27 protein-coding genes are annotated in these 25,159 nt (G+C 67.9%); 19 read left to right on the forward strand and 8 right to left on the reverse strand.

The genetic code is table 11. From position 1 onward, the window contains the following. Position 1 precedes the first annotated feature (1 nt). From coaE to AC1DW4_RS07220, 4 genes are read right to left on the reverse strand one after another with little or no spacing between them, the layout of a single operon-like run. Entirely contained in the window at positions 2 to 643 is a 642-nt protein-coding gene (coaE, locus tag AC1DW4_RS07205; RefSeq protein WP_477016568.1) for a dephospho-CoA kinase, read from the reverse strand. After that, the gene (locus AC1DW4_RS07210; protein WP_477016569.1) at positions 640 to 1,467 is read right to left on the reverse strand and encodes a shikimate dehydrogenase family protein; all 828 of its coding nucleotides are present in this window, start codon (positions 1,465 to 1,467) and stop codon (positions 640 to 642) included. The genes coaE and AC1DW4_RS07210 overlap by 4 nt, the downstream gene beginning before the upstream one ends. After that, a complete protein-coding gene (locus tag AC1DW4_RS07215; RefSeq protein ID WP_477016570.1) occupies positions 1,464 to 2,069 on the reverse strand; it encodes a Maf family protein in 606 nt (201 codons plus the stop codon). Before AC1DW4_RS07215 ends, AC1DW4_RS07210 begins: the two co-directional genes overlap by 4 nt. Then, a complete protein-coding gene (locus AC1DW4_RS07220) occupies positions 2,066 to 2,935 on the reverse strand; it encodes a pyruvate, water dikinase regulatory protein (protein WP_477016571.1) in 870 nt (289 codons plus the stop codon). The genes AC1DW4_RS07215 and AC1DW4_RS07220 overlap by 4 nt, the downstream gene beginning before the upstream one ends. Before the next feature lie 505 nt (positions 2,936 to 3,440). On the opposite strand from AC1DW4_RS07220, the gene hemE reads away from it, so the two are divergent. The 4 genes from hemE (at position 3,441) to rho (ending at position 7,767) form a co-directional block, all read left to right on the forward strand. Continuing rightward, positions 3,441 to 4,478 (forward strand): uroporphyrinogen decarboxylase, encoded by a 1,038-nt coding sequence (hemE, locus tag AC1DW4_RS07225; protein WP_477016917.1) that lies wholly within the window; start codon positions 3,441 to 3,443, stop codon positions 4,476 to 4,478. Further along, positions 4,475 to 5,554 (forward strand): ferrochelatase, encoded by a 1,080-nt coding sequence (hemH, locus tag AC1DW4_RS07230; protein WP_477016572.1) that lies wholly within the window; start codon positions 4,475 to 4,477, stop codon positions 5,552 to 5,554. The genes hemE and hemH overlap by 4 nt, the downstream gene beginning before the upstream one ends. A gap of 13 nt (positions 5,555 to 5,567) precedes the next feature. Further along, a complete protein-coding gene (locus AC1DW4_RS07235) occupies positions 5,568 to 6,032 on the forward strand; it encodes a CopD family protein (RefSeq protein ID WP_477016573.1) in 465 nt (154 codons plus the stop codon). A gap of 286 nt (positions 6,033 to 6,318) precedes the next feature. Then, positions 6,319 to 7,767: a transcription termination factor Rho gene (gene rho, locus AC1DW4_RS07240; protein ID WP_477016574.1), complete on the forward strand. Its 1,449-nt coding sequence runs from the start codon at positions 6,319 to 6,321 to the stop codon at positions 7,765 to 7,767. A 54-nt stretch (positions 7,768 to 7,821) separates the two neighbouring features. Here rho and AC1DW4_RS07245 read toward each other — a convergent pair whose 3' ends face one another. Next, complete coding sequence (locus tag AC1DW4_RS07245) at positions 7,822 to 8,793, reverse strand: quinone oxidoreductase family protein (protein ID WP_477016918.1); 972 nt, start codon at positions 8,791 to 8,793, stop codon at positions 7,822 to 7,824. 74 nt (positions 8,794 to 8,867) lie between these two features. Between AC1DW4_RS07245 and AC1DW4_RS07250 the strand changes: the two genes are divergently transcribed. The 8 genes from AC1DW4_RS07250 to AC1DW4_RS07285 all read left to right on the forward strand — a co-directional run bounded on the left by AC1DW4_RS07250 (position 8,868) and on the right by AC1DW4_RS07285 (position 15,509). Beyond that, positions 8,868 to 9,104: a DUF6489 family protein gene (locus tag AC1DW4_RS07250; protein WP_477016575.1), complete on the forward strand. Its 237-nt coding sequence runs from the start codon at positions 8,868 to 8,870 to the stop codon at positions 9,102 to 9,104. Between the two features lie 6 nt (positions 9,105 to 9,110). Beyond that, positions 9,111 to 10,412: a tRNA uridine-5-carboxymethylaminomethyl(34) synthesis GTPase MnmE gene (gene mnmE / locus AC1DW4_RS07255; protein WP_477016576.1), complete on the forward strand. Its 1,302-nt coding sequence runs from the start codon at positions 9,111 to 9,113 to the stop codon at positions 10,410 to 10,412. Positions 10,413 to 10,481: 69 nt separating this feature from the next. After that, entirely contained in the window at positions 10,482 to 12,347 is a 1,866-nt protein-coding gene (gene mnmG, locus AC1DW4_RS07260) for a tRNA uridine-5-carboxymethylaminomethyl(34) synthesis enzyme MnmG (protein WP_477016577.1), read from the forward strand. Beyond that, positions 12,347 to 12,961, forward strand: coding sequence for a 16S rRNA (guanine(527)-N(7))-methyltransferase RsmG (gene rsmG, locus AC1DW4_RS07265; RefSeq protein ID WP_477016578.1), 615 nt, complete (start codon positions 12,347 to 12,349; stop codon positions 12,959 to 12,961). The genes mnmG and rsmG overlap by 1 nt, the downstream gene beginning before the upstream one ends. A 1-nt stretch (position 12,962) precedes the next feature. Continuing rightward, entirely contained in the window at positions 12,963 to 13,775 is an 813-nt protein-coding gene (locus tag AC1DW4_RS07270) for a ParA family protein (protein WP_477016579.1), read from the forward strand. A 21-nt stretch (positions 13,776 to 13,796) separates the two neighbouring features. Then, positions 13,797 to 14,684: a ParB/RepB/Spo0J family partition protein gene (locus AC1DW4_RS07275; protein WP_477016580.1), complete on the forward strand. Its 888-nt coding sequence runs from the start codon at positions 13,797 to 13,799 to the stop codon at positions 14,682 to 14,684. Positions 14,685 to 14,710: 26 nt separating this feature from the next. Then, on the forward strand, positions 14,711 to 14,890 hold the full coding sequence (locus AC1DW4_RS07280) for a hypothetical protein (RefSeq protein ID WP_477016581.1): 180 nt from the start codon (positions 14,711 to 14,713) through the stop codon (positions 14,888 to 14,890). A gap of 64 nt (positions 14,891 to 14,954) precedes the next feature. After that, the gene (locus AC1DW4_RS07285; protein ID WP_477016582.1) at positions 14,955 to 15,509 is read left to right on the forward strand and encodes a NifU family protein; all 555 of its coding nucleotides are present in this window, start codon (positions 14,955 to 14,957) and stop codon (positions 15,507 to 15,509) included. On the opposite strand, the gene AC1DW4_RS07290 is transcribed toward AC1DW4_RS07285, so the two are convergent. Then, positions 15,506 to 16,258, reverse strand: coding sequence for an alpha/beta fold hydrolase (locus tag AC1DW4_RS07290; RefSeq protein ID WP_477016583.1), 753 nt, complete (start codon positions 16,256 to 16,258; stop codon positions 15,506 to 15,508). The two genes, AC1DW4_RS07285 and AC1DW4_RS07290, sit on opposite strands and share 4 nt — an antisense overlap. Before the next feature lie 44 nt (positions 16,259 to 16,302). On the opposite strand from AC1DW4_RS07290, the gene AC1DW4_RS07295 reads away from it, so the two are divergent. The 7 genes from AC1DW4_RS07295 to rplT all read left to right on the forward strand — a co-directional run bounded on the left by AC1DW4_RS07295 (position 16,303) and on the right by rplT (position 22,520). Further along, positions 16,303 to 16,617 (forward strand): DUF5076 domain-containing protein, encoded by a 315-nt coding sequence (locus AC1DW4_RS07295; protein WP_477016584.1) that lies wholly within the window; start codon positions 16,303 to 16,305, stop codon positions 16,615 to 16,617. A gap of 39 nt (positions 16,618 to 16,656) precedes the next feature. Next, on the forward strand, positions 16,657 to 17,610 hold the full coding sequence (locus AC1DW4_RS07300; protein ID WP_477016585.1) for a glycosyltransferase family 9 protein: 954 nt from the start codon (positions 16,657 to 16,659) through the stop codon (positions 17,608 to 17,610). A gap of 122 nt (positions 17,611 to 17,732) precedes the next feature. Next, complete coding sequence (gene infC, locus AC1DW4_RS07305; protein ID WP_041761204.1) at positions 17,733 to 18,254, forward strand: translation initiation factor IF-3; 522 nt, start codon at positions 17,733 to 17,735, stop codon at positions 18,252 to 18,254. 219 nt (positions 18,255 to 18,473) lie between these two features. Beyond that, positions 18,474 to 20,378: an alpha/beta hydrolase family protein gene (locus AC1DW4_RS07310; RefSeq protein ID WP_477016586.1), complete on the forward strand. Its 1,905-nt coding sequence runs from the start codon at positions 18,474 to 18,476 to the stop codon at positions 20,376 to 20,378. 79 nt (positions 20,379 to 20,457) lie between these two features. Beyond that, positions 20,458 to 21,705, forward strand: coding sequence for an MFS transporter (locus AC1DW4_RS07315; protein WP_477016587.1), 1,248 nt, complete (start codon positions 20,458 to 20,460; stop codon positions 21,703 to 21,705). Between the two features lie 153 nt (positions 21,706 to 21,858). Next, positions 21,859 to 22,056, forward strand: a complete 198-nt coding sequence (gene rpmI / locus AC1DW4_RS07320) for a 50S ribosomal protein L35 (protein WP_003166435.1) — start codon at positions 21,859 to 21,861, stop codon at positions 22,054 to 22,056. A 110-nt stretch (positions 22,057 to 22,166) separates the two neighbouring features. Beyond that, the gene (gene rplT, locus AC1DW4_RS07325) at positions 22,167 to 22,520 is read left to right on the forward strand and encodes a 50S ribosomal protein L20 (protein WP_477016588.1); all 354 of its coding nucleotides are present in this window, start codon (positions 22,167 to 22,169) and stop codon (positions 22,518 to 22,520) included. A 63-nt stretch (positions 22,521 to 22,583) separates the two neighbouring features. Here rplT and AC1DW4_RS07330 read toward each other — a convergent pair whose 3' ends face one another. Both AC1DW4_RS07330 and glpK read right to left on the reverse strand, forming a co-directional pair. Beyond that, positions 22,584 to 23,660, reverse strand: coding sequence for a phosphotransferase family protein (locus AC1DW4_RS07330; protein WP_477016589.1), 1,077 nt, complete (start codon positions 23,658 to 23,660; stop codon positions 22,584 to 22,586). Beyond that, entirely contained in the window at positions 23,657 to 25,150 is a 1,494-nt protein-coding gene (gene glpK, locus AC1DW4_RS07335; protein WP_477016590.1) for a glycerol kinase GlpK, read from the reverse strand. The genes AC1DW4_RS07330 and glpK overlap by 4 nt, the downstream gene beginning before the upstream one ends. Positions 25,151 to 25,159 lie beyond the last annotated feature (9 nt).

Here is a 25,159-nt window from a genome sequence, read left to right on the forward strand (position 1 = left end):
TCTAATGGGGCGGTTCGCCGGGTTGCGAAAGAGTCCGCGCCGGCCGTTTCCAGTCCGGCGACAGAACCATCCCCACGATTTCGGCCACGCGGGCGCGGGTCGCCTCAAGGCTTTCGCCCGTATCGATGACGAAGTCGGCGCGGCGGCGCTTCTCGGCATCCGGCATCTGCCGGGCCAGGATGGCCTCTAACCGTTCCGGCGTCATGGCGGGCCGGGCCAAGACGCGGGCGCGCTGCACCCCTTCGGACGCAGACACCACCACGACGGCATCGACCGCGCGCTCGCCACCGGTCTCGAACAGCAGGGGGATGTCGAGCACGGCAAGCGGCACACCCGACGCCCGCGCCGCCTCCAGTTCGGCCAGTCGCCCGGCCGCGACCAGGGGATGGATGATGGCTTCCAGCCGCCGGAACGCCGTGTCGTCGCGCCCGAGCGCCTCGGCCAACCGGGTTCGATCGACGGCCCCGTCGACCAATACGCCCGGAAAGGCGTTTCCGACCGGACCCACCGCCGCCCCGCCCTGGGCATACAGCGCATGGACCGCGTCGTCGGCATTCCAGACCAGGGCGCCGTGGTCGGCGAACATGGCCGTCGTCGTCGACTTGCCCATGCCGATCGAACCGGTCAGGCCCAGCACGATCAAGCCGTTTCTCCCAGATGCGCCAGCAGCAGCGGTCGGGGATCCAGATCCGCCGGCGCGACGCCGAAAATCGCCTGGAACGACGGCCTCGCCTGACCGATCAGCATGGCCAGGCCGTCGACGGTGGTCAGGCCCGCGCCCTCGGCGTCGGTCAGCAGAGGCGTCCGGACGGGACGATACGTCATGTCCATCACCACCGTCGCCGGATCGAGCCACCCAAGGTCGAGCTTTGGCCGCACGCTCAGCGCGTTGACGACCAGGGCCGCGCCGTCGAAGGCCGTTTCCGGCTCGGCCACTTCGATGGAGCCGCCCAGATCGCGGGCCAGGGCCACGGCCCGGTCCCGGGTACGATTGACGATCCGCACCGTGGCCCCGGCATCGCGCAGGGCAGCGACGGCGGCCCGCGCCGCGCCGCCCGCGCCCAGCATGACGACGGTCGCGCCGTCCAGGGCAAGCTCGGGGGCCTGTTGCGCCAGGGCCCAGAGCAGACCCTCGCCGTCCGTGCTGTCGGCTCGCACCTGACCGTCACGGAAGACCAGGACGTTGGCCGATCCGCTGGCCCGGGCCGTGTCCGACACTCCATCGGCGCTGGCGAAGGCCTGTTCCTTGAAGGGCGCGGTGACATTGAGCCCCGCCAGCAGGCCCGCCCGCCCGAAGACCACCAGGGCGTCGAAGCCTGTGGCATCGCGAGGCGCGAAGGCGGCATAGGTCCCGTCCACTCCCGCCGCCTCCAGCCAGGCGTTGTGGATGACAGGGCTGAGCGAATGGGCGACGGGGTTGCCTACGATCCCGCCCAGGCGGGCCGCGCCCGTGATCCGGGCCTTCATGTCGGGATTACCCCCGCGCGGCGCAGCTCGTCCAGCACGGGCCACAGCGGCATGCCCAGCACGGTGAAATAGTCGCCCTCGACCCGGTCGAACAGCTGCGACCCCATCCCCTCCAGGCGATAGCAGCCGACCGAGCCCAGCAGCGCCTCACCCTCCGCCTCCAGATAGGCCTCCAGAAAGCCATCGGAGAAAGGTCGCATCGTCATCCGGGCGGTATCCACGCCGGACCAGACCACCGTCCCGTCCCGGGCCAGGGCCGCCGCCGCGTTCAGATGGTGGGTCTTGCCCCGCATCGAGCGCAGACGCGTCCTTGCCACGTGCAGATCCGGACTTTTGGACACCATCGCGCCTTCCAGATCGAGCGTCTGGTCAGAGCCCAGCACCCAGGCCTCGGGATCGTGACGCGATACCGCCAGCGCCTTGGCCCGCGCCAGTTCCAGCGCCAGTTCGGCGGGGTCGATCCCGGTGAGGGATGTCTTGATCGCGTCCTCGTCGACGCCGGCGTCCTGAGCGACGAAGGGCACGCCGGCCCCGGTCAGCATGGCCCGCCGCGCCGCGCTGCGGGACGCCAGAATCAGCCGCTCGCCGATTTCGCCCGTCACCACGAGACCCCAACCGTCTTGGTGCGCCGTTCGTTCAGCAGGTTCAGGATGGCGGCGGCCGTCTCCTCGACCGAGCGACGGGTCACGTCGATGGTGGGCCAGCCACGACGCTCGAACGCCCGCCTGGCCTTGATCGTCTCCTCGCGCACCGCGTCGGGCTCGACATAGGAAGAGGCGTGGTTGGCGTTCAGCCCGTCCAGCCGGTTCCGGCGGATCTGGATCAGCCGATCCGGCGACACCGTCAGGCCTACGACCAGGGGATTCTTGAGGCCCACCAGCCGCTCGCCGTCTTCCTGACCGGGAACCAGGGGCACATTGGCCGCCCGGACGCCCCGGTGGGCCAGATAGATGCAGGTCGGGGTCTTGGAGGTCCGGCTGACCCCCACCAGAACCACATCGGCCCCCTCCAGCTGTTCGGCCGTGCCCTGGCCGTCGTCGTGGGCCATGGCGTAGTCCAGCGCCCCCATCCGGTTGAAATAGTCATGGTCCAGCGCGTGCTGGGCTCCGACGCGAGTCGAAAGCGCCGCGCCAAGATAGCGCGACAATGCGCCCACCAGCGGATCCAAGGCGCCGATATGGGGGATGTCCAGCGCCCGGCAGCCCTCTTCCAGCTGGGCTCGCAGCGCGCGATCGACGATGGTGTGCAGGACCACGCCGGGCGCGGTGGCGATCTCTTCCAGCACCCGTTCCATCTGCCGGTCCGAGCGGACCAGGGCATAGATGTGTTCGATCGGAATGACTCCGTCGAAGCGGGCCGTTACGGCCTTGGCCATGGCGTTCAGCGTCTCGCCGGTCGAGTCCGAGACCAGGTGGACGTGGAAATAGGTCGCCAGCCGCGACGCCCCGGCGGGCTTGGCCGGGCTCATGCCGGACCCCGGCGCTGGATAACCAAGAACAGATGCGGGCGAATGGCGCGATTTCCTGTGGGTCGGTCGGGGCGCCACGCGGTCCGGCCACGGGCATGAAAGCCTATAGCGCGGTGCCGGACATGGGGCGAGCGGGGAGAATGGCGGATCGTCCGGCGACTGTCGGCCCAACTGTCCAACGGCCCTTCGCCGCCGATCGATCGGCTGGGGAAATCATTAATGAAGGGTAAACGGCCCCCACCCTGCGCGCGCCGCGGCGGTCCGTCCCGGCCCCGTCCGTTAAGGATTGGTTAAGGATTATCCCCGGTTTCCACGGACTGTCACGGCATCGGGTCGAAGTCTTTCGCAGGACGTGGACAGCCCGTTCGGAACGGCCGGATCGTCGCGATTTGTCCCCGCCGTCCCGCCCCCTGCTGTCTTCCTCCAATCCTTTTATGATTCTCATTGGAATAAGGAGGAGGCCCTGGGCTTGAGGGGACGCCCGGGCCTGCGTAAAGCCAAGGTCATGAGCATCACGCCGTCCTTGATCCGTGTCCTGCAGGGCGAGACCCTGGAGCGCCCCCCCGTCTGGTTCATGCGCCAGGCCGGGCGGTATCTGCCCGAATATCGGGCGCTGCGGGCCGAGGCTCCCGATTTCATCGCCTTCTGCCTGAACCCGGAGATGGCGGCCGAGGCGACGCTTCAGCCCATGCGCCGGTTCGGCTTCGATGCCGCCATCGTCTTCGCCGACATCCTGCTGATCCCTCAGGCCCTGGGTCAGGACGTCTGGTTCGAGACGGGCGAAGGCCCGCGTCTGGGTCTGCTGCCCGGGGTGGGGCGGATGCAGGAGCTGGCCGAGGGCGCGGGCGAGCATCTGCACCAGGTCGGCCAGACCCTGAGCCTGGTGCGCAAGCAACTGGAGCCGGAACGCGCCCTGATCGGCTTCGCCGGCGCGCCCTGGACCGTGGCGACCTATATGCTGGACGGCCATCACAACACGATCGGCAAGGGCGAACGCGCCACGGCCCGTTCTTATGCCTATGCTGAGCCGGAAAAGGTCGATCAGGTCCTCGCCGTGCTGGTCGAGGCCACCGCACGCTATCTGAAGATGCAGGCCGACGCTGGGGCCGACGCGCTGAAGATCTTCGAGAGCTGGGCCGAGGGCCTTCCGGACGACCTGTTCGAACGGCTGGTGCTGAAACCCCACCAGGCCCTGGTGAAGCGGGTGCGCGAGCTGGGCGTGACCGTGCCCCTGATCGGCTTCCCGCGTGGGTCGGCGCTGCACGCGGAACGCTACGCCCGCGAGGTCGATGTCCAGGGCGTGGCGCTGGATACGGCCTGTTCGCTGGAACGCGGTCAACAGGTCCAGAAGATCAAGCCGATCCAGGGCGCGCTCGATCCGCTGCTGCTGCGCGTCGGCGGTGCGGCGCTGGACCGCAGGGTGGATCAGCTTGTGGAAGCCTGGGGTTCCGGCCCATGGATCTTCAACCTGGGCCACGGCATCCTGCCGGACGTGCCGATCGCTCATGTCGAGCAGGTTCTGAAGCGGATCGGGGCGCAGTGAACGCAAATCCGGGGAGCCCGCGGCCCGGTCGCCGGATCGCCGTCGTGCTCTTCAACCTTGGGGGGCCGGACGACGCGGCCACCGTCAAGCCGTTCCTGTTCAACCTGTTCAACGACCCGGCCATCATCGGCCTGCCGGGCCTGTTCCGCACGCCTTTGGCCAAGCTGATCTCGTCGCGGCGCGAGGCCAGCGCCCAGGCCAACTATGCGATGATGGATTCCAACGGCGGCTCGCCGCTGAAGGGGGAGACCCATGCCCAGATGGACGCGCTGGACGCAGCTCTCTCGGCGCGCCTGCCCGGCGACGAGGTCAGGAGCTTCATGGCCATGCGTTACTGGCACCCCCTGACCGAGGAGGCCGCCGTCGACGTGGCTGCCTGGGGCCCGGACGAGATCGTCCTGCTGCCGCTGTATCCGCAGTTCTCGACCACCACAACCCGGTCGTCGCTGAAGGCCTGGAACGCCGCCTATGCCGGATCGGGGCGGGTGCGCACCATCTGCTGCTATCCCCGGGCCGAGGGCTGGATCGCCGCCCAGGCCGAGGGCATCCGCGTGAAACTGGCCGAGGCCGAGCGCGAGCATCCGGGGCACCCGATCCGCGTCCTGTTCTCGGCCCACGGCATCCCCGAGAAATTGGTCGAGAAGGACGGCGATCCCTATCAGGAACAGGTCGAGGCGACCGTCGCCGCCGTGGCGGCACAGGCCGGACTGACCGACTGGCTCCTGTGCTACCAGAGCCGGGTCGGGCCGCTGAAATGGCTGGGGCCGTCGACGCCCGACGCGATCCGCGCCGCTGGAGCCGAGGGCATCGGCCTGGTCGTGACGCCCATCGCCTTTGTCTCCGAGCACATCGAAACCCTGGTCGAGCTGGACATCGAATACGGCGAACTGGCCGAGGAAGCCGGCGTCCATCCCTATCTGCGCGTGCCGGCCGTGGGGACCAGTCCTCTGTTCATCGACGGTCTGGCCGACGCGGTGACTAACAGTCTGGGCCGCACCGGGATCGCGCCCGCAGGGCCGGGCTGCCAGGGGCGCTGGAAGGCCTGTCCGTGCCAGGCGCAAAAGCAGGCAGCTTGAGGAGCACGACGGCATGAACCTGTACGACCTGGCCCGGGGGCTGCACATCCTGGCCGTCATCGCCTGGATGGCGGGCTTGCTGTTCCTGCCCAGGCTCTATGCCTATGACGCCGAGCAGGCCGACAAGCCCGAGCCCCTGAAGACCGAGATGCGGACCCTGCTGCGCCTGTGGCAGGGGCGGATGCTTAAGATCATCCTGCAGCCCGCCATGGGACTGGCCCTGATCTTCGGGGCCTGGCTGATTCACCTGGATGTGCAGATGCGCGGTGCGGGATTCCTGGCCGAGCCCTGGATGGTCACCAAGCTGATCGGCGTCGTCCTGCTGCTGGGCTGGCACTTTTACCTCACGGCCGAGCGCAAGAAGATCCTGGCGGGGACCTCGATGCGAACCTCGAAGTTCTGGCGCATGACCAATGAGGTGCCGTTCGTGCTGGCCATCGTCATGGTGCTGTCCGTGACCACGGAGTGGACATTTTAGAAGGGGGCTGACGCCCGCCACGCGGTGGCGGGCTGCTTGAGCCCGCGGCGGCTTCCGAATGTCTATGCCTGAGCGCGGTTGACCCTCGGGGGTGTTTCGTGGTTTCGCTGGTGGTGAGGTGTCGTTCGCGGCACTGCCCTTCTCTTCGCGCCGACCGATCGCAGAGCCGCTAGGCCGCCTTCGGACCCGGCGCTCCCCCTCCGGCCGCGAGGCCACACCTTCCCATCCCGCTCCGCCTGACGTCATCCGACGCCGGGCCGAGACGGCATGTATCCCGAGTTCCGACATGACCGACGTGCGCGACACCGACAACACCGCTCCCGAAGCCGAGGCGCTGGACGCCCTGACGCCCGAGACGACCGAGGACGCAGCCCAGGTCGACACCTCCCAGGCAGACGGAGCCAATGACGCTGATGTGGCCGCGGACATCGGCGACGATGCGGAGGACGAGGGCGAATCCGTCGTTCCGTCAGGCCGCATCACCCTGCAGGAACTGAACGACAAGTCGCCGGTCGAACTGGTGGCCTTCGCCGAGCAGCTGGACATCGAGAACGCCTCGAACCTGCGCAAACAGGACCTGCTGTTCGCAATCCTGAAGACCCTGGCGGACGAAGAGGTCGAGATCATCGCCTCCGGCACGTTGGAGATGCTGCCCGACGGGTTCGGTTTCCTGCGCTCGCCCGATGCCAATTATCTTCCGGGTCCGGACGATGTCTATGTGTCGCCGTCGCAGATCCGGCGCTTCGGCCTGCGCTCGGGCGACACGGTCCACGGCGCGGTGCGCGGCCCGCGCGAAGGCGAGCGTTATTTCGCCCTGCTGAAGGTCGACACGATCAACTTCGAGGACCCGGAGACAGTCCGCACCAAGGTCAATTTTGACAACCTGACGCCGCTGTATCCCAACGAGCGGCTGACCATGGAAATCCAGGACCCGACGCTGCGGGACCGATCCGGCCGGGTCATCGACATCGTCGCCCCCCTGGGCAAGGGCCAGCGCTGCCTGATCGTGGCCCCGCCGCGCGTCGGCAAGACGGTCATGTTGCAGAACATCGCCAAGTCGATCGAGGCCAACCACCCCGAGGTCGCCCTGATCGTGCTGCTGATCGATGAGCGGCCCGAGGAAGTCACCGACATGCAACGCACCGTGAAGGGCGAGGTCGTGGCCTCCACCTTCGACGAGCCGGCGACCCGTCACGTCGCCGTCGCCGAAATGGTCATCGAAAAGGCCAAGCGCCTGGTCGAGCACAAGCGCGACGTCGTCATCCTGCTGGACTCGGTGACCCGCCTGGGTCGCGCCTACAACGCCACCGTGCCGTCGTCGGGCAAGGTCCTGACGGGCGGCGTGGACGCCAACGCCCTGCAGCGGCCCAAGCGCTTCTTCGGCGCGGCGCGCAACGTGGAGGAGGGTGGCAGCCTGACCATCATCGCCACCGCCCTGATCGACACCGGCAGCCGGATGGACGAGGTGATCTTCGAAGAGTTCAAGGGCACCGGGAACTCGGAAATCGTCCTGGACCGCAAGGTCGCCGACAAGCGCATCTTCCCCGCCATCGACGTGCTGAAGTCCGGCACCCGCAAGGAAGAGCTGATCACGCCGAAGGATCAGCTGACCAAGACCTATGTCCTGCGTCGTATCCTGAACCCGATGGGACCCCAGGACGCCATCGAGTTCCTGCTCGACAAGCTGCGCCAGTCCAAGAACAACGCCGACTTCTTCCAGTCGATGAACACCTGATCCTGCGCGGGTCTCCTCCCTGTCGCCTCTTGGCGATGGGAGGAGACGGTATGCCTACGGGATCAGCAGCGTCGATCCGGTCGTCTGGCGACCCTCCAGCGCCTCATGGGCCTCGCGGACCTGCTCCAGCGGAAAGGTCTGGCCGATTTCGACCTTGATCGCACCCGACTGGATCATGGCGAACAGGGCCGATGCGCTGTCGTCCAGCTCCTCGGTCGTGGCGACATAGTCGAACAGGGTCGGGCGCGTCAGGAACAGGGACCCGCCGCGCGACAGACGAAGCGGCTCGATCGCCGGGACCGGCCCCGAGGCATTGCCGAAACTGACCAGCATGCCGCGCCGGCGCAGGCTGGCCAGCGATGCGTCCAGCGTGTCCTTGCCGACCGAGTCGTAGACAACCGCACAGCCTTCACCGTTCGTGATCGCCTTGACCCGTTCGATGATGTCCTCGGTTTTGTAGAGAATGACGTGATCGCAGCCGTGGGATCGGGCGAGCTCGGCCTTGCGCGCGTCGCCCACGGTGCCGATCACCGTTGCGCCCAGGGTCTTCAGCCACTGGCACAGGATCAGGCCGACGCCGCCTGCGGCCGCGTGGACCAGAACGAAGTCGCTCTGTTTCACGTGAAACACACGCCGGGCCAGAAACTCCGCCGTCATGCCCTTGAGCATGACGGCCGCGGCTGTGTGCGAGGAAATGCCCGATGGGACAGGCACCGCGCGGCCCGCGTCGATCACGTGCGCCTCGGCATAGGCTCCGACATCACTGGTTCCATAGGCGGCGCGATCCCCCACCTTGAACCGCGTCACGCCCTCGCCGATCGCCTGGACCACGCCGGCTCCCTCGCGGCCGAGGCCGGAGGGATAGGTCATCGGATAGAATCCGGTCCGCTGGTAGATGTCGATGAAGTTCAGGCCGATGGCCTCGTGCCGGATCAGGATCTGGCCGGGGCCGGGCGTGGGCACGGGCACATCCGTGACCTGCATGACCTCGGGCCCGCCCGCTTCGTTCAGCCTGACGGCACGCATCGTGGAGGTCATGAGGGTTCCTTTCGACGGCCGGATCGGCCTATGACGGGCCCTTGAGAGGTTGGAGCGCCGTGATGAAAGTCAAGATCGAGGCCGAGTGCACGCCGGAGGAAGCCCGGGCCTTTCTGGGCCTTCCCGATGTCACGGTCCTGAACGATCATCTGGTCAACGAGATGAAGACCCGGATGGATGCCAACATCACGGCCATGCAGCCGGAAGAACTGATGAAGACCTGGACCAGCTTCGGGCTTCAGGCCCAGGACCAGTTCCGCCAGATGATGGCGGTCGTCACCCAGGTGCCGAAGGCCTGATTTCGGGTGACCGACACCATCTTCGCCCTTGCGACCCCGCCTGGCCGGGGCGCGATCGCCATCCTGCGTCTGTCCGGGCCGGGGACCAGCGCGGCGCTGATCGGCCTGGGGGCGACGTCGGTTCCCCCCAGGGTCGCGTCGCTGCGGACCCTGCGACAGGGATCCGACGTCATCGATCAGGCCCTGGTGCTGAATTTCCCCGGACCCGGCAGCTATACCGGCGAAGACTGCGCGGAGCTGCACCTGCACGGTGGGCGCGCCGTGGTCGAGGCGGCGAGCGCGGCCCTCATCGCCTCGGGGCTTCGCCCGGCAGATCCGGGCGAGTTCACGCGCCGGGCCTTCGAGAACGGCCGGATGGATCTGGCCCAGGCCGAGGCGGTCGCCGATCTGATCGACGCGGAAACGACGGCTCAGGCGGCCCAGGCCCTGGGTCAGCTCGAGGGAGCCCTGTCGCAGACCTATGCCGGATTCCGGCGCGATCTGCTGAAGGCCCTGGCGCTGGTCGAGGCCGAGATCGATTTTCCCGACGAGGACGTCCCCGATCATCTGGCTCTGACCGCCGGTCCGGTGCTGGACGGGCTGATCGAGGACCTGAGCGCGGCCCTGGCCGACGCGGACCGGGGACGGCGGGTGCGCGAGGGCTATCGCATCGTCCTGATCGGTGAAACCAATGCCGGCAAGTCCGCCCTGTTCAACGCCCTGGTCGCCCGCGAGGCGGCCATCGTGACGCCGATCGCCGGGACGACGCGGGACGTTCTGGATGCCGACGTCGTCATCGGCTGCTATGCGGTGACCCTGTCGGACACCGCCGGGCTGCGCGAAAGCGATGACCCGGTCGAGGCCGAGGGCGTGCGACGCGCCCGCGCCCGGGCCGAGGCGGCCGATCTGCGTCTGTGGGTGCGTGGACCGGGGGATCCGGAGGGCGATGCCGCAGTCTTCGCGACGGCCCGGGACCTGATCGTCTGGACCAAGGCCGACCTTCCGCCCCTGTCCCCGACCTCAGGCGGGTTCGTCGTCAGCTCCGCCACGGGGCAGGGACTATCCGCGCTTCTGGCCGCTATCGAGGCGCGGCTGCATCGGGATCTGGCCGGTGCCGATTTTCCGGCTGTGACGCGCGAACGCCATCGGCGTCGGCTGACAGAGGCCCTCGCTGCGGTGCGGGCCGGTCGCGCGCGCTTGCGCGATGCACCCGAGCTGGCGGGCGAGGATCTGCGCCGGGCGGCCGAGGCGCTGGGGCGGGTGACAGGAACGATCGGCGTCGAGGACATCCTTGGCGAAGTCTTCTCGACCTTCTGCATCGGGAAATAGACTCGCCTTGTTTCACGTGAAACATCGGGTGAGTGGCATTGGCCTGGCGTTTCGCCTATGTCCCCGCCCATGAGGTCTCCTAACCCTTTCGACGTCATCGTGATCGGCGGCGGCCATGCCGGCTGCGAGGCGGCTGCCGCTTCGGCCCGCACCGGCGCGCGCACCCTGCTGCTGACGCAGAAGCTCGAGACAATCGGCGAGATGAGCTGCAACCCGGCCATCGGCGGACTGGGCAAGGGCCATCTGGTGCGCGAGATCGATGCCCTAGACGGCCTGATGGGGCGTCTGGCCGATGTCTCGGGCATCCAGTTCCGGATGCTGAACCGGTCCAAGGGCGCGGCGGTGCGCGGACCCCGCAGCCAGATCGACCGCCGTCTCTATCGGGAGGCGATGCAGGCCGAACTCGCGCAGACGCCGAACCTGACCCTGATGGCGGGCACGGCCGAGGCCCTGATCCAGGACGGTGACAGTGTCGTCGGCGTCACGACGGGCGACGGTGTCTCCCTCCGTGCGGGCGCGGTCGTTCTGACCACGGGCACCTTCCTGAACGGCGTGATCCACCAGGGCGACGTTCGTACGCCCGCCGGACGTCATGGCGAGGCCCCTTCCACGGGGCTGGCGCAGGACCTTTATGGCGCGGGTCTCAAGATGGGACGTCTGAAAACCGGCACGCCGGCGCGGCTGGACGGCCGCACCATCGCCTGGGACCGGCTGGAGATGCAGGCGGCCGATGCCGAGCCCGTGCCGTTCAGCTTCCTGACCGACCGGATCTCCGTGCCCCAGATCGCCTGCGGCATCACCCAGACCACGCAGGAGACCCACGCCATCATCGCCACCAATCTACGCGAGAGCGCCGTCTATGGGGGTCACCTGACCGGGCGCGGCCCGCGTTACTGCCCCTCGATCGAGGACAAGGTGGTCCGCTTCGCCGACAAGACCTCGCATCAGGTCTTCCTGGAGCCCGAGGGTCTGGACGACCCGACGGTCTATCCCAACGGCATCTCCACCTCGGTCTCGCCCGAGACCCAGATGGCCTTCCTGCGGACCATGCCGGGGCTGGAGGGGGTCGAGGTTTTCCGGTTCGGGTATGCGATCGAATACGACTATGTCGATCCGCGCGAGCTGACTGCGGCGCTGGAGGTCAAGCGTCGGCCTGGCCTGTATCTGGCAGGTCAGATCAACGGTACGACCGGGTATGAGGAGGCGGGCGCTCAAGGGTTGATCGCGGGTCTGAACGCCGCCCGGGTCGCCGCTGGATCGGCGGAAATCATGCTGGGGCGGGACCAGGCCTATATCGGGGTGATGATCGACGATCTGGTCACACGCGGTGTGACCGAGCCCTACCGCATGTTCACCAGCCGGGCGGAATACAGATTGACGCTGCGGGCCGACAATGCCGATCAACGGTTGACCCCGGTCGGGATCGCCGCCGGCATCGTGTCGTCCGAGCGCCGGCGCGCCTATGAGGCCAAGGCGACCGCGCTCGCCGAAGCGACCGCCATGGTGCGGGACACCCGCTTCACCCCCAACGAGGCCCAGGCCCTGGGCGTCGCCGTCAATGCCGACGGCCAGCGCCGCTCGATGCGCGACCTGCTGGCCTATCCGGGGGTCGATCTGGCGCGGTTTGAGACCGCCTATCCCATGATCCAGTCCTGGCCCCCGGCCATTCGCGAGCAGGTCGAGATCGACGCGGGCTATGCGGGTTACCTTGATCGCCAGACGGCGGACGCCGAGGCCCTGCGTCGGGAAGAGGCGCTGACCCTTCCGGCCAATCTGGATTATGCGACTATCGGCGGCCTGTCGAACGAGGTGCGCGAGAAGCTCTCGCTGGTCCAGCCCCGAACCCTGGGGCAGGCCGGACGGATCGAGGGGGTCACGCCCGGTGCGCTCACGGCGCTGCTGTCGCACGTGAAGCGGACGGCGGTCGCTGCCTGATGACGGCCGAGGAGTTTCAGCGGCTGACCGGGGCCTGGCCGGAGCGGATGGCCGACCTCGAACAGTTCCGTCTCATGCTGACCGAGGCGAATGAGGTCATGAACTTGGTCGGCCCCGACAGTCTGCCCGATTTCTGGAGCCGCCATGCCTGGGATTCGGCGCAGCTGGTCGACATGGCCGGGTTCGGCAAGACCTGGGCGGACCTGGGCGCGGGCGCCGGCTTCCCGGGCGTCGTGCTGGCGGTGCTGGCCAAGGGTCGGACCGGATCGCACGTGTGGCTGATCGATTCCCTGCAGAAGCGGTGCCGTTTCCTGCAGACCGTGGTGGATGCGCTGGCCCTGCCCGCGACCGTCGTCTGGGGCCGCGCCGAGGATCAGGCGTTGAAGGTCGACATCGTCACGGCCCGCGCGGTCGCGCCGATGGAGAAGCTGCTGGGTTATGCACAGCCGTATCTGTCGCGCGGTGCACAAGGTCTGTTTCTCAAGGGAGAGAAGGCGGAAGCCGAGTTGCAGGAAGCCTCCAAGGTCTGGCAAGTGGAAGCCGGTCTCACCGTTTCGCGCAGCGACCCGCGCGGCCGTATCGTGACCGTCCGGAGCGCCAAACGCCGTGGCTAGCATGACCAAGAAAGCCCGCGTTCTCGCCGTCTCCAACCAGAAGGGTGGGGTGGGCAAGACCACGACCGCGATCAACCTGGGGACGGCCCTCGCCGCGATCGGCGAAAAGGTTCTGATCGTGGACATGGACCCCCAGGGCAATGCCTCCACCGGGCTGGGTGTTCCACGTGAAACACGACGGATCACCATCTACGACGTGATCGTCGATGGGCGTTCGGTGCATGACGCGGCCGTACCGACGGCGGTTCCGGGTCTGCACATAATTCCTGCCGACGCCGACATGTCCGGCGTCGAGATCGAGCTGAGCCAGGCGGACCGGCGGTCCTATCGCCTGCGCGACGCCCTGGCGCGTCAGGGCGAGGACGGTAGCGCCGGGTATGACTACGTTCTCATCGACTGCCCGCCGTCGCTGAACCTGCTGACGCTGAACGCGATGGCGGCCGCTGACGGCGTGCTGGTGCCGCTGCAGTGCGAGTTCTTCGCGCTGGAAGGGTTGACGCAGTTGATGAAGACCATCGAGATGGTCCGTCAATCATTGAACCCGTCGCTTGAGATCCAGGGTCTGGTCCTGACCATGTACGATCGCCGCAATGCCCTGTCGGGGCAGGTGGCGGCCGATGTTCGCGCCCATTTCGGCGACAAGGTCTATGAGGCCGTCATCCCCCGCAACGTCCGGGTGTCGGAGGCGCCGTCGTTCGGCAAGCCCGTCCTGATCTACGACCTGAAATGCACGGGCAGCCAGGCCTATCTGCGTCTGGCCAAAGAGGTGGTCGGCCGCGAGCGGCGCCGGATGAAGTCCCTGGTCGCGGCCTGATAACGAAACGGAACGAAGAGTTTGTCTGAACGTCAAAGAGGTCTGGGTCGCGGTCTGTCGGCCCTGCTGGGCGAGAATGTCGCCGAAAACGCCGTGCCGGTGACCGGCGGCCAGCCTGTGCCCAGCGGCGTCCAGATGGTGCCGATCGAAAGCCTGAAGCCCAATCCGGATCAGCCCCGTAAGATCTTCGAGATCGAGGATCTGGACGAGCTGACGGCCTCGATCCGGGACAAGGGCGTGCTGCAGCCGATCCTGGTGCGCAGCCAGCCGGGCGAAGACGGGGTCTGGCAGATCATCGCCGGCGAGCGGCGGTGGCGGGCATCGCAGCAGGCGCGGCTGACCCAGGTGCCGATCATCGTCCGCGAGATGGACGATCTGGAGGTGCTCGAGGTCGCCATCATCGAGAACGTCCAGCGCGCGGACCTCAATCCCCTGGAAGAGGCCGCCGCCTATTCCACCCTGATGGACCGCTTCGGCCGGACCCAGGACGCGGTGGCCGGCATCGTGGGCAAGTCGCGCAGCCATGTGGCCAATACGCTGCGGCTGATCATGCTGCCGCCCCGGGTGTCCGACTACGTCATGACGGGCAAGCTGACGGCGGGTCATGCGCGCGCCCTGCTGACGGCGCGCCATGCCGAGGACCTGGCCGACCAGGTGGTGCGTCAGGGATTGAACGTGCGGCAGACCGAGGCCCTCGCCAGGAAGTCTCAGGGTCCATCGAAGCCGCGCAAGGGCGGCGCGGGTCCGGCCATGGCCTCGCCCGACACGGCGGCTCTGGAACAGGATCTCGCCGATGCCCTGGGCCTGAAGGTCACGCTGACGGACCGGGGCGGCAAGGGCGAACTGACCCTGTCGTATGCCAGCCTGGAACAGCTGGACGACCTGTGCCGACGCTTGATGAAGGCTTGACCCGGCCGCTGTGCTAGAAGGGACGCATGACCGACACCCCCGAAACCGCATCCGAAGCCCTGAAACGCGTTCTCGCCGCCAAGCAGGCCACCACCGGCTCCGGCGGCCCGGCGTTCAAGGCCGGCCAGCATCCCGAACAGGCTGCGGCCCGCAAGAGCGCCGCCCTGGCCAAGCCGGCCTTCCGCAAGGCGTCCAAGCGGGGCTGAGCGCTTTCTCGAAAGGAAAGAGGTCAACCTTGCGAACCGGCCGGGCCGGGCGCATTTCTCGCCCATGTTCATCCAGACCGAACCGACCCCGAACCCCAATGCGCTGAAGTTCCTGCCGGGCCGCGATGTCGCGCCGGACGGGCCGCGCGAGTTTCGCGACATCGACCAGGCGACGGCCTCGCCCCTGGCCGAGGCCCTGTTCCAGTTCGAGGACGTGTCGGGCGTCTTCCTGGGAGCCGACTACGTCTCGGTGACCCGCAACGCCCACGGTCGCGACTGGGCCGAGCTGAAGCCCGAGATCCTGACCGCCATCATGGATCACTACGCGTCGGGCCAGCCCATGCTGCGCGACGCCGGCGAGGTCGCGGACGACAGCGACGACTCCGAGATCGTGGCCGAGATCAAGGCGCTGCTCGACAGCCGTATCCGCCCCGCGGTGGCCCAGGACGGCGGCGACATCCTGTTCGACGCGTTCGACGAAGCCTCCGGCGTTCTGCGCCTGCGAATGCGCGGGGCCTGCGCCGGCTGCCCGTCCTCGGCCATGACGCTGAAGGCCGGGGTGGAGCAGATGATGCGCCACTACGTCCCCGAAGTGACCAGCGTCGAACAGGTGATCTAGGCTCGCCCTGAAAGGCGCAGCGCCTCCACCGCCGCGATCAGGCGGTCGAGATCGATCGGTGTCGACAGGCGGTGATCCCCGCCCTCGATCAGGTCCAGCCGCACGTCACCGCCGGTCAACCGTTCGGCCAGGCCCATCGCGTGGGACCACGGCACCGTCTCGTCGGCTCGCCCCTGCAGCACATGGACCGGGGCCTCGATCGCCACCGGCCCGTCCAGCAGCAGCCAGTCGCGCGCCTCCTCGAACATCCGGGCCGTCAAGACATACGCCCCCAGACCCGGTTCCACGATGGTCGCCTCGCCGTCGCGCAGGATCGCCTGGCGCACGTGGTCGGGCAGGGACGGCCACATCAGCCGCTCGGTGAAGTCCGGGGCCGGATTGATCAGCACCAGCCCCGACATCCGCTCCGGCCGGGCCAGCGCGGCCAGCAGGGCGACCCAGCCGCCCATGGACGACCCGACCGGAATGACCGGTCCCTCCAGGCTGTCGATCACGCCGATCGCATCCTCGCGCCAGCGCCCGATGGTCGCCCGTCGCCAGTCGCCCGACGACCGGCCGTGGGCGAAATGGTCGTAGCGAACGAAGGACCAGCCCCGTTCGCGCGCGGCGGCGTCCAGGGCCAGGGCCTTTGTGCCCTCCATGTCCGAGCGGAAGCCGCCGATCCAGACGACGGTCGGACCGGTTCCCCTTACACGTTTGAGGGCCAGGGTTTCGCCGTCGGGGCGGTTCAAGTGTTCAAGGGTGGACATCGAGACTCCGGAATGGTCGGTTCAGCCTGTCATTGGAGCAGGTCATGAAAGCAATCGGAATTCCGCCGGCGGCGTTGGAAGACGCCAATGCCGTCGAGATGGCGCGGGTGTGGGTGGCCCAGCAGGGGCTGCATTGCGTGCTGAACGTCGGCATTTATCGGGACAGCGCCTATCGGGAGGCGACCGCCTGGGGCGTGATCCTGGCGGATCTGGCGAGGCACGCCGCCGACGCGCTCGTCGGATCGGGCGACGAGCCGGACGTCGCCGCGGCGCTCGAGGAAATCCGCCGAAGCTTCATCGCTGAAATCGGAGAGCCCACCTCTCCGGCCTCCGGCGCGTTTCAGCAGACCAGGCAGTAGCGAGCTTGATCTTCCTGCCAAGCCGTCGATAAGGCGCAAATGCCCAAGGTCCTGTTCGTCACCTCCAACCGCATCGGCGACTGCGTGATCTCTTCGGGGATCATCCGCGAGATCGCGCGTCAGGTTCCGGGGGCCGAGATCACCGTCGCCTGCGGCCGCCCGCCCGCGCCCTTCTTCCGCTCGGCTCCGGGGGTGGAGCGCGTCATCGTGCTGGACAAGAAGAAGGCCGCCGGACACTGGCTGGACCTGTGGCGACAGGTGGTCGGCACCCGCTGGGCCATGGTCATCGACATTCGGGGCTCGGCCCTGGCGTATCTGGTCCGGGCGGATCGGCGGGTCGTCTACAACCGGCGCTGGGAGACGGGTCTGCCCAAGGTGGAGATGGTCTCGCGTCTGATGGGGTCGGACCGGCCGCTGGAGCCCGAGCTGTTCATCGACGACCGCGCCCGCACCGAGGCGGCAGCCGTGATCGACCCCCAGCTGGCGACCGCGCCCGGACCCATCATGGCATTGGCGCCCATCGCCCACCAACCCGGCAAGAGCTGGCCCGCCGATCGTTGGGGGGAGCTGGTCCAACTTCTGAAGGCCGAGCCGCGCTTCCAGGGCTGGCGGTTCATGCCCGTGGGCGGACCCGGCGACCGCCCGCCCGCGACGCCGGCGCTCCAGGCGGCCGGACACCTCGCCATCGACTGCGTGGGCAAGGGCGACATCCTGTGCTCGGCCGCCGCCATCGACCGGGCGACCCTGTTCGTCGGCAACGATTCCGGCCTGATGCATGTGGCGGCGGCGGCGGGAAAGCCGACGCTGGGCCTGTTCGGGCCGACCGAGTGGTGGTTGTACGGCCCGCGCGGCCCCCGGACCGCCATCGCGGCGTCGAACCCCGTGCGGGGCGAGTTCGCGCCGATCGAGGCGCTGACCACCCGGCGTGTCTTCGAGGCCGTCATCGCGCTGCATGACACCTGGATCGAGGCAGACACGGCCGTCACGCCTTGAAGATCAGGGCTTTCGCGGTCATATAGGGCCGGTGAGGGAACGCGGCGGTATGCCGTGCGCTGTCCCTTGCGACATCGCTGCTCATTCAGAAACACAAGGAAACGACGCTCATTCGCCGTCCGATGAACCAGCCGCCCACCAAGGACGGCCCCCCTATGAACCAGGATATCCGCGCCCCGCGCGTTCTGCTGATCGATCAGAACGGCGAGAAACAGGGGGTCATGCCGACCTCCGCCGCGCTGGAGGCCGCCGAGGAGGCGGGCATGGATCTGGTTCAGATCGTCTCGACGTCCGAGCCGCCCGTCGCCAAGATCCTCGACTACGGCAAGTTCCGCTTCCAGGAGCAGAAGAAGAAGGCCGAGGCGCGCAAACGCCAGAAGGTCGTCGAGCTGAAAGAGATCAAGCTCCGTCCCAACATCGACATCCACGACTATGAGGTGAAGGCCAAGGCCATGCACCGCTTCTTCGACGAGGGTGACAAGGTCAAGGTGACGCTTCGCTTCCGCGGCCGCGAGATGGCCCACCCCGAACTGGGCATGAAGCTGCTGAACAAGGTCCAGGCCGATTTCGACGAGATCGCCAAGGTCGAATACGCGCCCCGCATGGAAGGCCGCCAGATGATCATGATCCTGGCCCCGAAGTAGGCTTCGTCCGGCATTTCGGGGGCGATGTCTGCCACCTCCGCCCGGTCAATCGTCGATCGATCCGTGCGGCGAAAAACCACTTGAGATTATGCGGGTGGTAGAGATGATGGAGGCCTGTTCGAGGCGGGGGTCTCCATTTTGCGTCCAGTACAAGCGGCCGACCTGAAGGCCCTTCTTTCTGTAGCCTGTGCGTTGGCAGCGTGTGTCGGGGGTCCGGTCTTGGCCCGACAATCGACCGAGCCGCCGCCGCTCTCGGCCTATGGCGCCTTGCCCTCGATGGAGATGGTCGAGCTTTCGCCCTCCGGACAGCGGCTGGCCTTCGTTACCGTCTCGGGCGAGACGCGACTACTGGTCATGATCGACGTCGCGACCCAGGCGCAGGTGGGCGGGATCGGTGTCGGTAGCGCAAAGGTCCGGGACCTGGACTGGGTGGGCGAGGATCGGATCCTCGTCACCACCACCAAGACCGAGACCATTCCCACCCTGGGGTTGGTGAACTTCGAGCTCGCGACCGGACAGATCTATGATCCCGGTCGGAACCGTGTGGTCAGAATGCTGGCCAATACCCGCGGCCTGTTTCCGGCCCTGTTCAGCCGGGTGGGCGTCGTGGCCGCCGACGATCCGCTGGTCCTGGTCCGCGCCTATGACTTTGGCAACCCCGATCGGCTGGACCTTTATCGCATCAATCTGGAGAACGGCCGGGCCAGCCTGTCCGAGGTGATGGGCCGCAACGTCGATGACTTCGTTCTGGACGGCGCGGGCCGCTCCCTCGCGCGCGGCGAGTTTGAGTCTGCCAGCCAGACCTGGAGCCTTCATCTCCGTCAGGGCGAGACCTTCCGCCGGGTGTGGTCGACCGTCGCGCCGATCGATCAGCCCAGCCTGCTTGGCTTGGGCCTGAACGGCGACAGTGTGATCCTGGCCGCGGAACGACCGGACCTGAGCCAGCCCGATCGGGAAGACGCCGCCTTCTTCGATGTGAACCTGGCCACCGGGAATTGGCGGCCCGTCCGGTTCGAGTTCGTGCCCGATGCCGTCTTCTTTCACCCCGCCACACATCGGCTGATCGGGGCCGCCCGATCGACGGACGAGGGCACCGTCTATGCCTTCGCCGATCCCCAGGCCCGCGCCCTGTCGGACGCCGTCCAGCGCGCCTTCGCCGGGCGGGGCCCTGTGCTGATGAGCTGGAGCGACGATTTCAAGAAGGCCGTCGTCTATACCAGCGGCGACCGCGACGCCGGGACCTACCGTCTGGTCGATCTGGAGGCGTCGCAGATCACGCCCGTGGGCACCGCCTATGAGGGGATCGCCGCCGATCAGGTCGCCTCGGTGCGCCCGATCAGCTATCCGGCCGCCGATGGGCTGGAAATCCATGGCTATCTGACCCTGCCGCCGGGCAAGGGGGACGCCCGGGGCCTGCCGCTGGTCGTGCTGCCCCATGGCGGCCCGCAGGCGCGCGACTCCGGAGGCTTCGACTGGTGGGCCCAGGCCCTGGCCAGCCGGGGCTATGCGGTCCTCCAGCCGAACTTCCGCGGTTCCACCGGCTATGGCGACGCCTTCATCGAGGCCGGCTATGGCGAGTGGGGCAAGAAGATGCAGACCGATCTCTCGGACGGCGTCCGCTATCTGGCCACCCAGGGTGTGATCGATCCGGAACGCGTCTGCATCGTCGGGGCCAGCTACGGAGGTTATGCGGCCCTGGCCGGCGTGACCTTGAACCCGGGCATCTATCGCTGCGCCGTCTCGGTCGCGGGTGTGTCGGACCTGAGGGTCATGGTGGACGCCGAGGCCAACCGGGGGGTGAGCCGCCGCGACAACACCTCCACGCGGTACTGGAACCGCTTCATGGGTGCAGAGCGTCTGGGCGACCGATCGCTGGACGAGCGGTCTCCGGCCCGCCTCGCACGGCAGGCCGACGCCCCGATCCTCCTGATCCACGGCCGCGACGATTCCGTCGTTCCCATCCAGCAGAGCCGACTGATGGAACGCGCCCTTCGCGATGCGGGCAAGCCGGTCGAGATGATCGAACTGGCGGGCGAGGATCACTGGCTGTCTCGAGGAGAGACCCGCCAGCGAATGCTGACGGAAACGGTTCGCTTTCTGCAGGCGAACAATCCCGCGGATTAGGGACGGCGGCGATGGCGCGCCGGGGGGGTGCGTCGCGACCCTCTCTCGCCGGTAGCGATCAGGTCGGCTAGAAGACGATATGAGCCAGACGCCGCCGTTCGTTCCCGCCCCGACCCCCAGAAGCGAGCGACGTGCCCTGGGCGTGCTGTTCGCCATCGTCTTCATCAACCTGGTCGGGTTCGGCCTGGTCGTGCCCTTGCTGCCCTTCTTCGGCAGCAGCCTGAACGCCGCACCCTGGCAGGTGGCGCTGATGTTTTCGGCCTATTCGGTGGGTCAGTTCTTCGCCGAGCCCTTCTGGGGGCGGCTGTCGGACCGGATCGGGCGCAAGCCCGTATTGCTGATCACGGTCGCGGCCAATGCCGTCGGCTATCTGATGCTGGCCTTTGCCCCGAACATCTGGGTCGCGATCGGCATCCGGCTGTTCACGGGCCTGGGCGCGGGCAATGTCTCGACGGTCCAGGGCTATGTCGCCGACGTCACTCCGCCGGAAAAGCGCGCCGGGCGGATGGGCCTGATCGGCGCGGCCTTCGGGGCCGGCTTCATCGCCGGGCCGGGCCTCAGCGGCATTCTGGTGCGCGAGGACCTGGGGCGGCTGGGCTATCAGCTGCCGATCTTCGCCGCCTGTGGTCTGGCGACCCTCGCGGCCCTGGGCGTGATGTTCCTGCTGACAGAAAGCCTGGTCCGGCGCGACGGACCGGCCCCCGCGCGTACGCCCTTCCTCGGCGGGGTCAGGGATGCGGCCGCCAATCCGGTGGTGTCGCGCGTGATCCTGGTCACCCTGATCTACATGGCCGGGTTCTCGGGGATGGAATCCACCTTCGGCCTGTTCACCGGCGCACGGTTCGGCTGGGGCGCGCGCGAGGTCGCGTTCTCCTTCATGGCGGTCGGGATCGTGTCGGTGATCTGCCAGTCCCTGGTCACGGGACGGCTGTCGCGCCGGTTCGGCGAAAGCCGCATGCTGTCGGTGGGGTGCATCCTGTTCGGCTGCGGTTTGCTGGGTCAGATGCTGGCGCCCGTCGCCTGGGCCGTGCCCGTGGCCATGAGCGTGGGAGCCTTCGGCATGGCGATGACCATGCCCAACATCTCGGCCATGATCTCGCGCGCCAGCCCACCCGACCGGCAGGGGGCGATGCTGGGTCTGAACATGGCGGCCAGTTCGTCGGGGCGGATGTTCGGACCGGTGGTGGCGGGCTTCATGTTCTCCAGCCTGGGCCATGACTGGCCGCTGGCGGTCGGGGCCGCGCTGATGATCCCGGCGGCCCTGATGGCGGTGAACGCCGGACGGGCCGTGGCGCGGCAATCGGCGGTTCCCGTCCCGGCGGAGTGAGACCGCTTGCCCTGTGGCCGCGCTTCCGCTACTAGCCGCGCCTTCGCGTAACGAACCGCCGGGCTAAAGGCATGCCTGGGCGGTTCATGAACCCTGCTCCCTCACCCCTCGGGCTCAAGTAGTCCAAAGGACGGTAGCCCCAAAGGATATGAAATGCCCAAATTGAAGACGAAGTCGGGCGCCAAGAAGCGCTTCAAATTCACCGCGACAGGCAAGGTCAAGGCCGGCGTTGCGGGCAAGCGTCACCGCTTGATCAGCCACAACTCCAAATACATCCGCCAGAACCGCGGCACCTCGGTCATGGCCGACGCCGACGCCAAGAAGATCAAGTCCTACATGCCGTACGCGTAAGCGTAGCGGAGCAGCACTGACCTCATCGCACTGAATTTGAAATCAGGTGTCCCTAAAGTCGCAAGCGCCCGCGGCGTACGCGGTAGGGACCCATCCGAAGGATATAAGATATGGCTCGCGTCAAACGCGGCGTAGTTTCCCACGCCAGACACAAGAAGGTTCTCGAACAGGCCAAGGGCTTTTCGGGTCGCCGCAAGAACACCATCCGCACGGCCAAGGCCGCCGTCGACCGCGCCGGGCAGTACGCCTATCGCGACCGCCGCATCAACAAGCGCAACTTCCGCGCCCTGTGGATCCAGCGCATCAACGCCGCCGCCCGTCAGGAAGGCTTCACCTACTCGCAGTTCATGCACGGCCTGTCCAAGGCCGGGATCGAGCTGGACCGCAAGGTCCTGGCCGCGATCGCCATGGAAGGCACCGGCTTCGCCGACATCGCCGCCAAGGTCCGCGACGCGCTGAAGTAAGACGGCCCGGTCCGCCGGATCGATTCAAGGCCCCCCGGTTCGCGCCGGGGGGCCTTTGTCGTGTCAGGCCCCGGCCTTCACTGCAAAGGACCACGCGGCCTTGGCCAGAGGCGTGACCTGCTTGGCTGTCTCCACCGCGTGGGCGGAGGCGGCCGTGCCGTCGCGCACGCGCCCGGCGATGCCCTGACAGATGGCCGAGAGGCGGAACAGGTTGTAGGCCATCAGCCAGTCCAGGTTCTGCGGCCTCTGACCCCCGCTGCGGGCCGCATAGCGCTCGACCGTCTCCTCGATCGTCGGAATGCCCAGCGCTTCCAGATCCAGCCCCGCCAGACCGTTGCGCACCGTCGGCGGCAGGACCCAGCCGATCAGCAGATAGGAAAAATCCGCCATCGGATCGCCCAGGGTCGACAGTTCCCAGTCCAGCACGGCCCGGACCTGGGGGGCATCGGCGGCCATGATCAGGTTATCGAGCCGGAAGTCGCCATGGACGATCCGGGCCGGGCCCTCGGGCGGCAACCCTTGCGGCAGCCAGTCGATCAGCCGGTCCATCTCGGGGATCGGGTCGATCTCGGACGCCCGGTACTGCTTGGTCCAGCGGCCGACCTGACGAGCGAAATAGTTGCCGGGCCTGCCATAGTCGGCCAGCCCGATCTCGGCCGGATCGAACCGGTGCAGGTCGGCCAGGGCATCGGTCTGGGCCTCGAAGATGGCGCGGCGTTCGGCGGGCTCCAGGCCGGGCAGCTTCAGGTCCCACAGCACCCGGCCCTCGACCTTGCTCATGACGTAGAACATCGAGCCGATGACGCCCTCGTCCGTGCACAGGGCATGGGGCCGGGCAACGGGGAACCCTTGCGCGTGCAGGGCCGAGATGACGGTGAACTCGCGGTCCACGGCGTGAGCGGATGGAAGCAGCACGCCCGGCGGCTTTCGACGCAGGACGTAGGCGGCGGTCGGCGTCGTCAGCTCATAGGTCGGGTTCGACTGTCCGCCCTTGAACTGGCGGATCGTCAGCGGGCCGGCATAGCCTTCGACATGGGTCGCCATCCAGTGATCCAGCGCGGCCTCGTCCAGGCGGTATCGCGGATCGACCTCCCGCGTTCCGGAAAAGGCGTTCTGGGCGTCTATCGAGAGGTCTGTCATGCGGCGGCGATGATGGCGGCCTTGACCGCGCGACGCCAGCCCCGCAGCAGCCTGCCGCGCTCATCCTCGTCCATGCGCGGCGTCCAGACGGCGGGGGCCTCGTCGTTGTGCGGTTCCAGACTGTCGATCAGCCCGGCACCCAGGGCCGCCAGACGCGCGGCCCCAAGGGCCGTCATCTCCTGAAAGGCCGGGCGTTCGACCGGCACGCCGCAGATGTCGGCCACGAACTGCATGGCGAAGGCATTGGCGGTGACCCCGCCGTCGACCTTCAGCACCTTCAGCGGCGGCGCCCCGTCCTTTTCCAGCGCATCCAGCAGGTCGCGCGTCTGATAGGCCAGGGCCTCCAGCGCCGCCCGGACGAAGTGGGCGGGTCTGGAATCGCGCGTCAGGCCGATGACCGCGCCGCGTGCCTCCGGCTCCCACCAGGGTGCCCCCAGACCGGTGAAACCGGGCACCAGATAGACGCCGCCGTTGTCGGGCAGAGTCTGGGCGACCGCTTCGGACTGGCGGCTTTCGGTGATCATGCCGACGCCGTCCCTCAGCCACTGAATCGCCGACCCGGCCGAGAAGATCGATCCCTCCAGCGCATAGGCCACGGTGCCACCGACCGAATATCCCAGCGTGCCGAGGAGCCGGCTGGAGGAGGCGACCGGCGCGTCCCCGACATTGGCGACCAGGAAGGCCCCCGTGCCATAGGTGATCTTGGCGTCGCCCGCCTTCAGCGCCCCATGCCCCACCAGCGCGGCCTGCTGATCGCCCGCCGAGCCCGTGATCGGCAGGGCGCGCCCGAACAGGGCGGGGTCGCTCTCGCCCATCGGCTCCGCACAGCCGACGATGCGGGGCAGGGCGGCTCTGGGCACACCGAACAGGTCGCACAGGTCGTCGCGCCACTGGACGGTGGTCAGGTCCATCAGCGAAGTGCGGCTGGCGTTGGTCGCGTCGGTGACGTGGCCGGCGCCCCCTGTCAGCTTCCAGATCAGCCAGGACTCGATCGTCCCCAGCAAAACGTCGCCCTTGGCCGCCCGTTCGCGCGCGCCCGGCACGGCGTCCAGCAGCCAGGCGAACTTGGTGGCCGAGAAATACGGGTCGAGGATCAGTCCCGTCGCCGACTGAACCATGGCCTCATGCCCCTCGGCCGCCAGACGCGCGGTAACGGCGGCGGTGCGACGGTCCTGCCAGACGATGGCGCGATGCAGGGGTTCGCCGGTGGCGGCGTCCCAGATCACCGACGTCTCGCGCTGGTTGGTGATGCCGATGGCGCTGAACCGGCCGACCCCACCCGTCTTCTTGATGACCTCGCGACAGGTCTGCAGCGTCGCGGTCCAGATTTCGGCGGCGTCATGCTCGACCCAGCCGGAGCTTGGGAAATGCTGGGCCAGCTCGATCTGGCTGACCGCGATGGGGTGCAGGCCGCCATCGTCCCTGAGCTCGAAGGCGATGGCGCGCGTGGAGGTCGTGCCCTGGTCGATGGCGAGTATGCAGGTCGTCATGAGGGCACC

Source organism: Brevundimonas sp. P2_A6 (genome assembly GCF_056404975.1).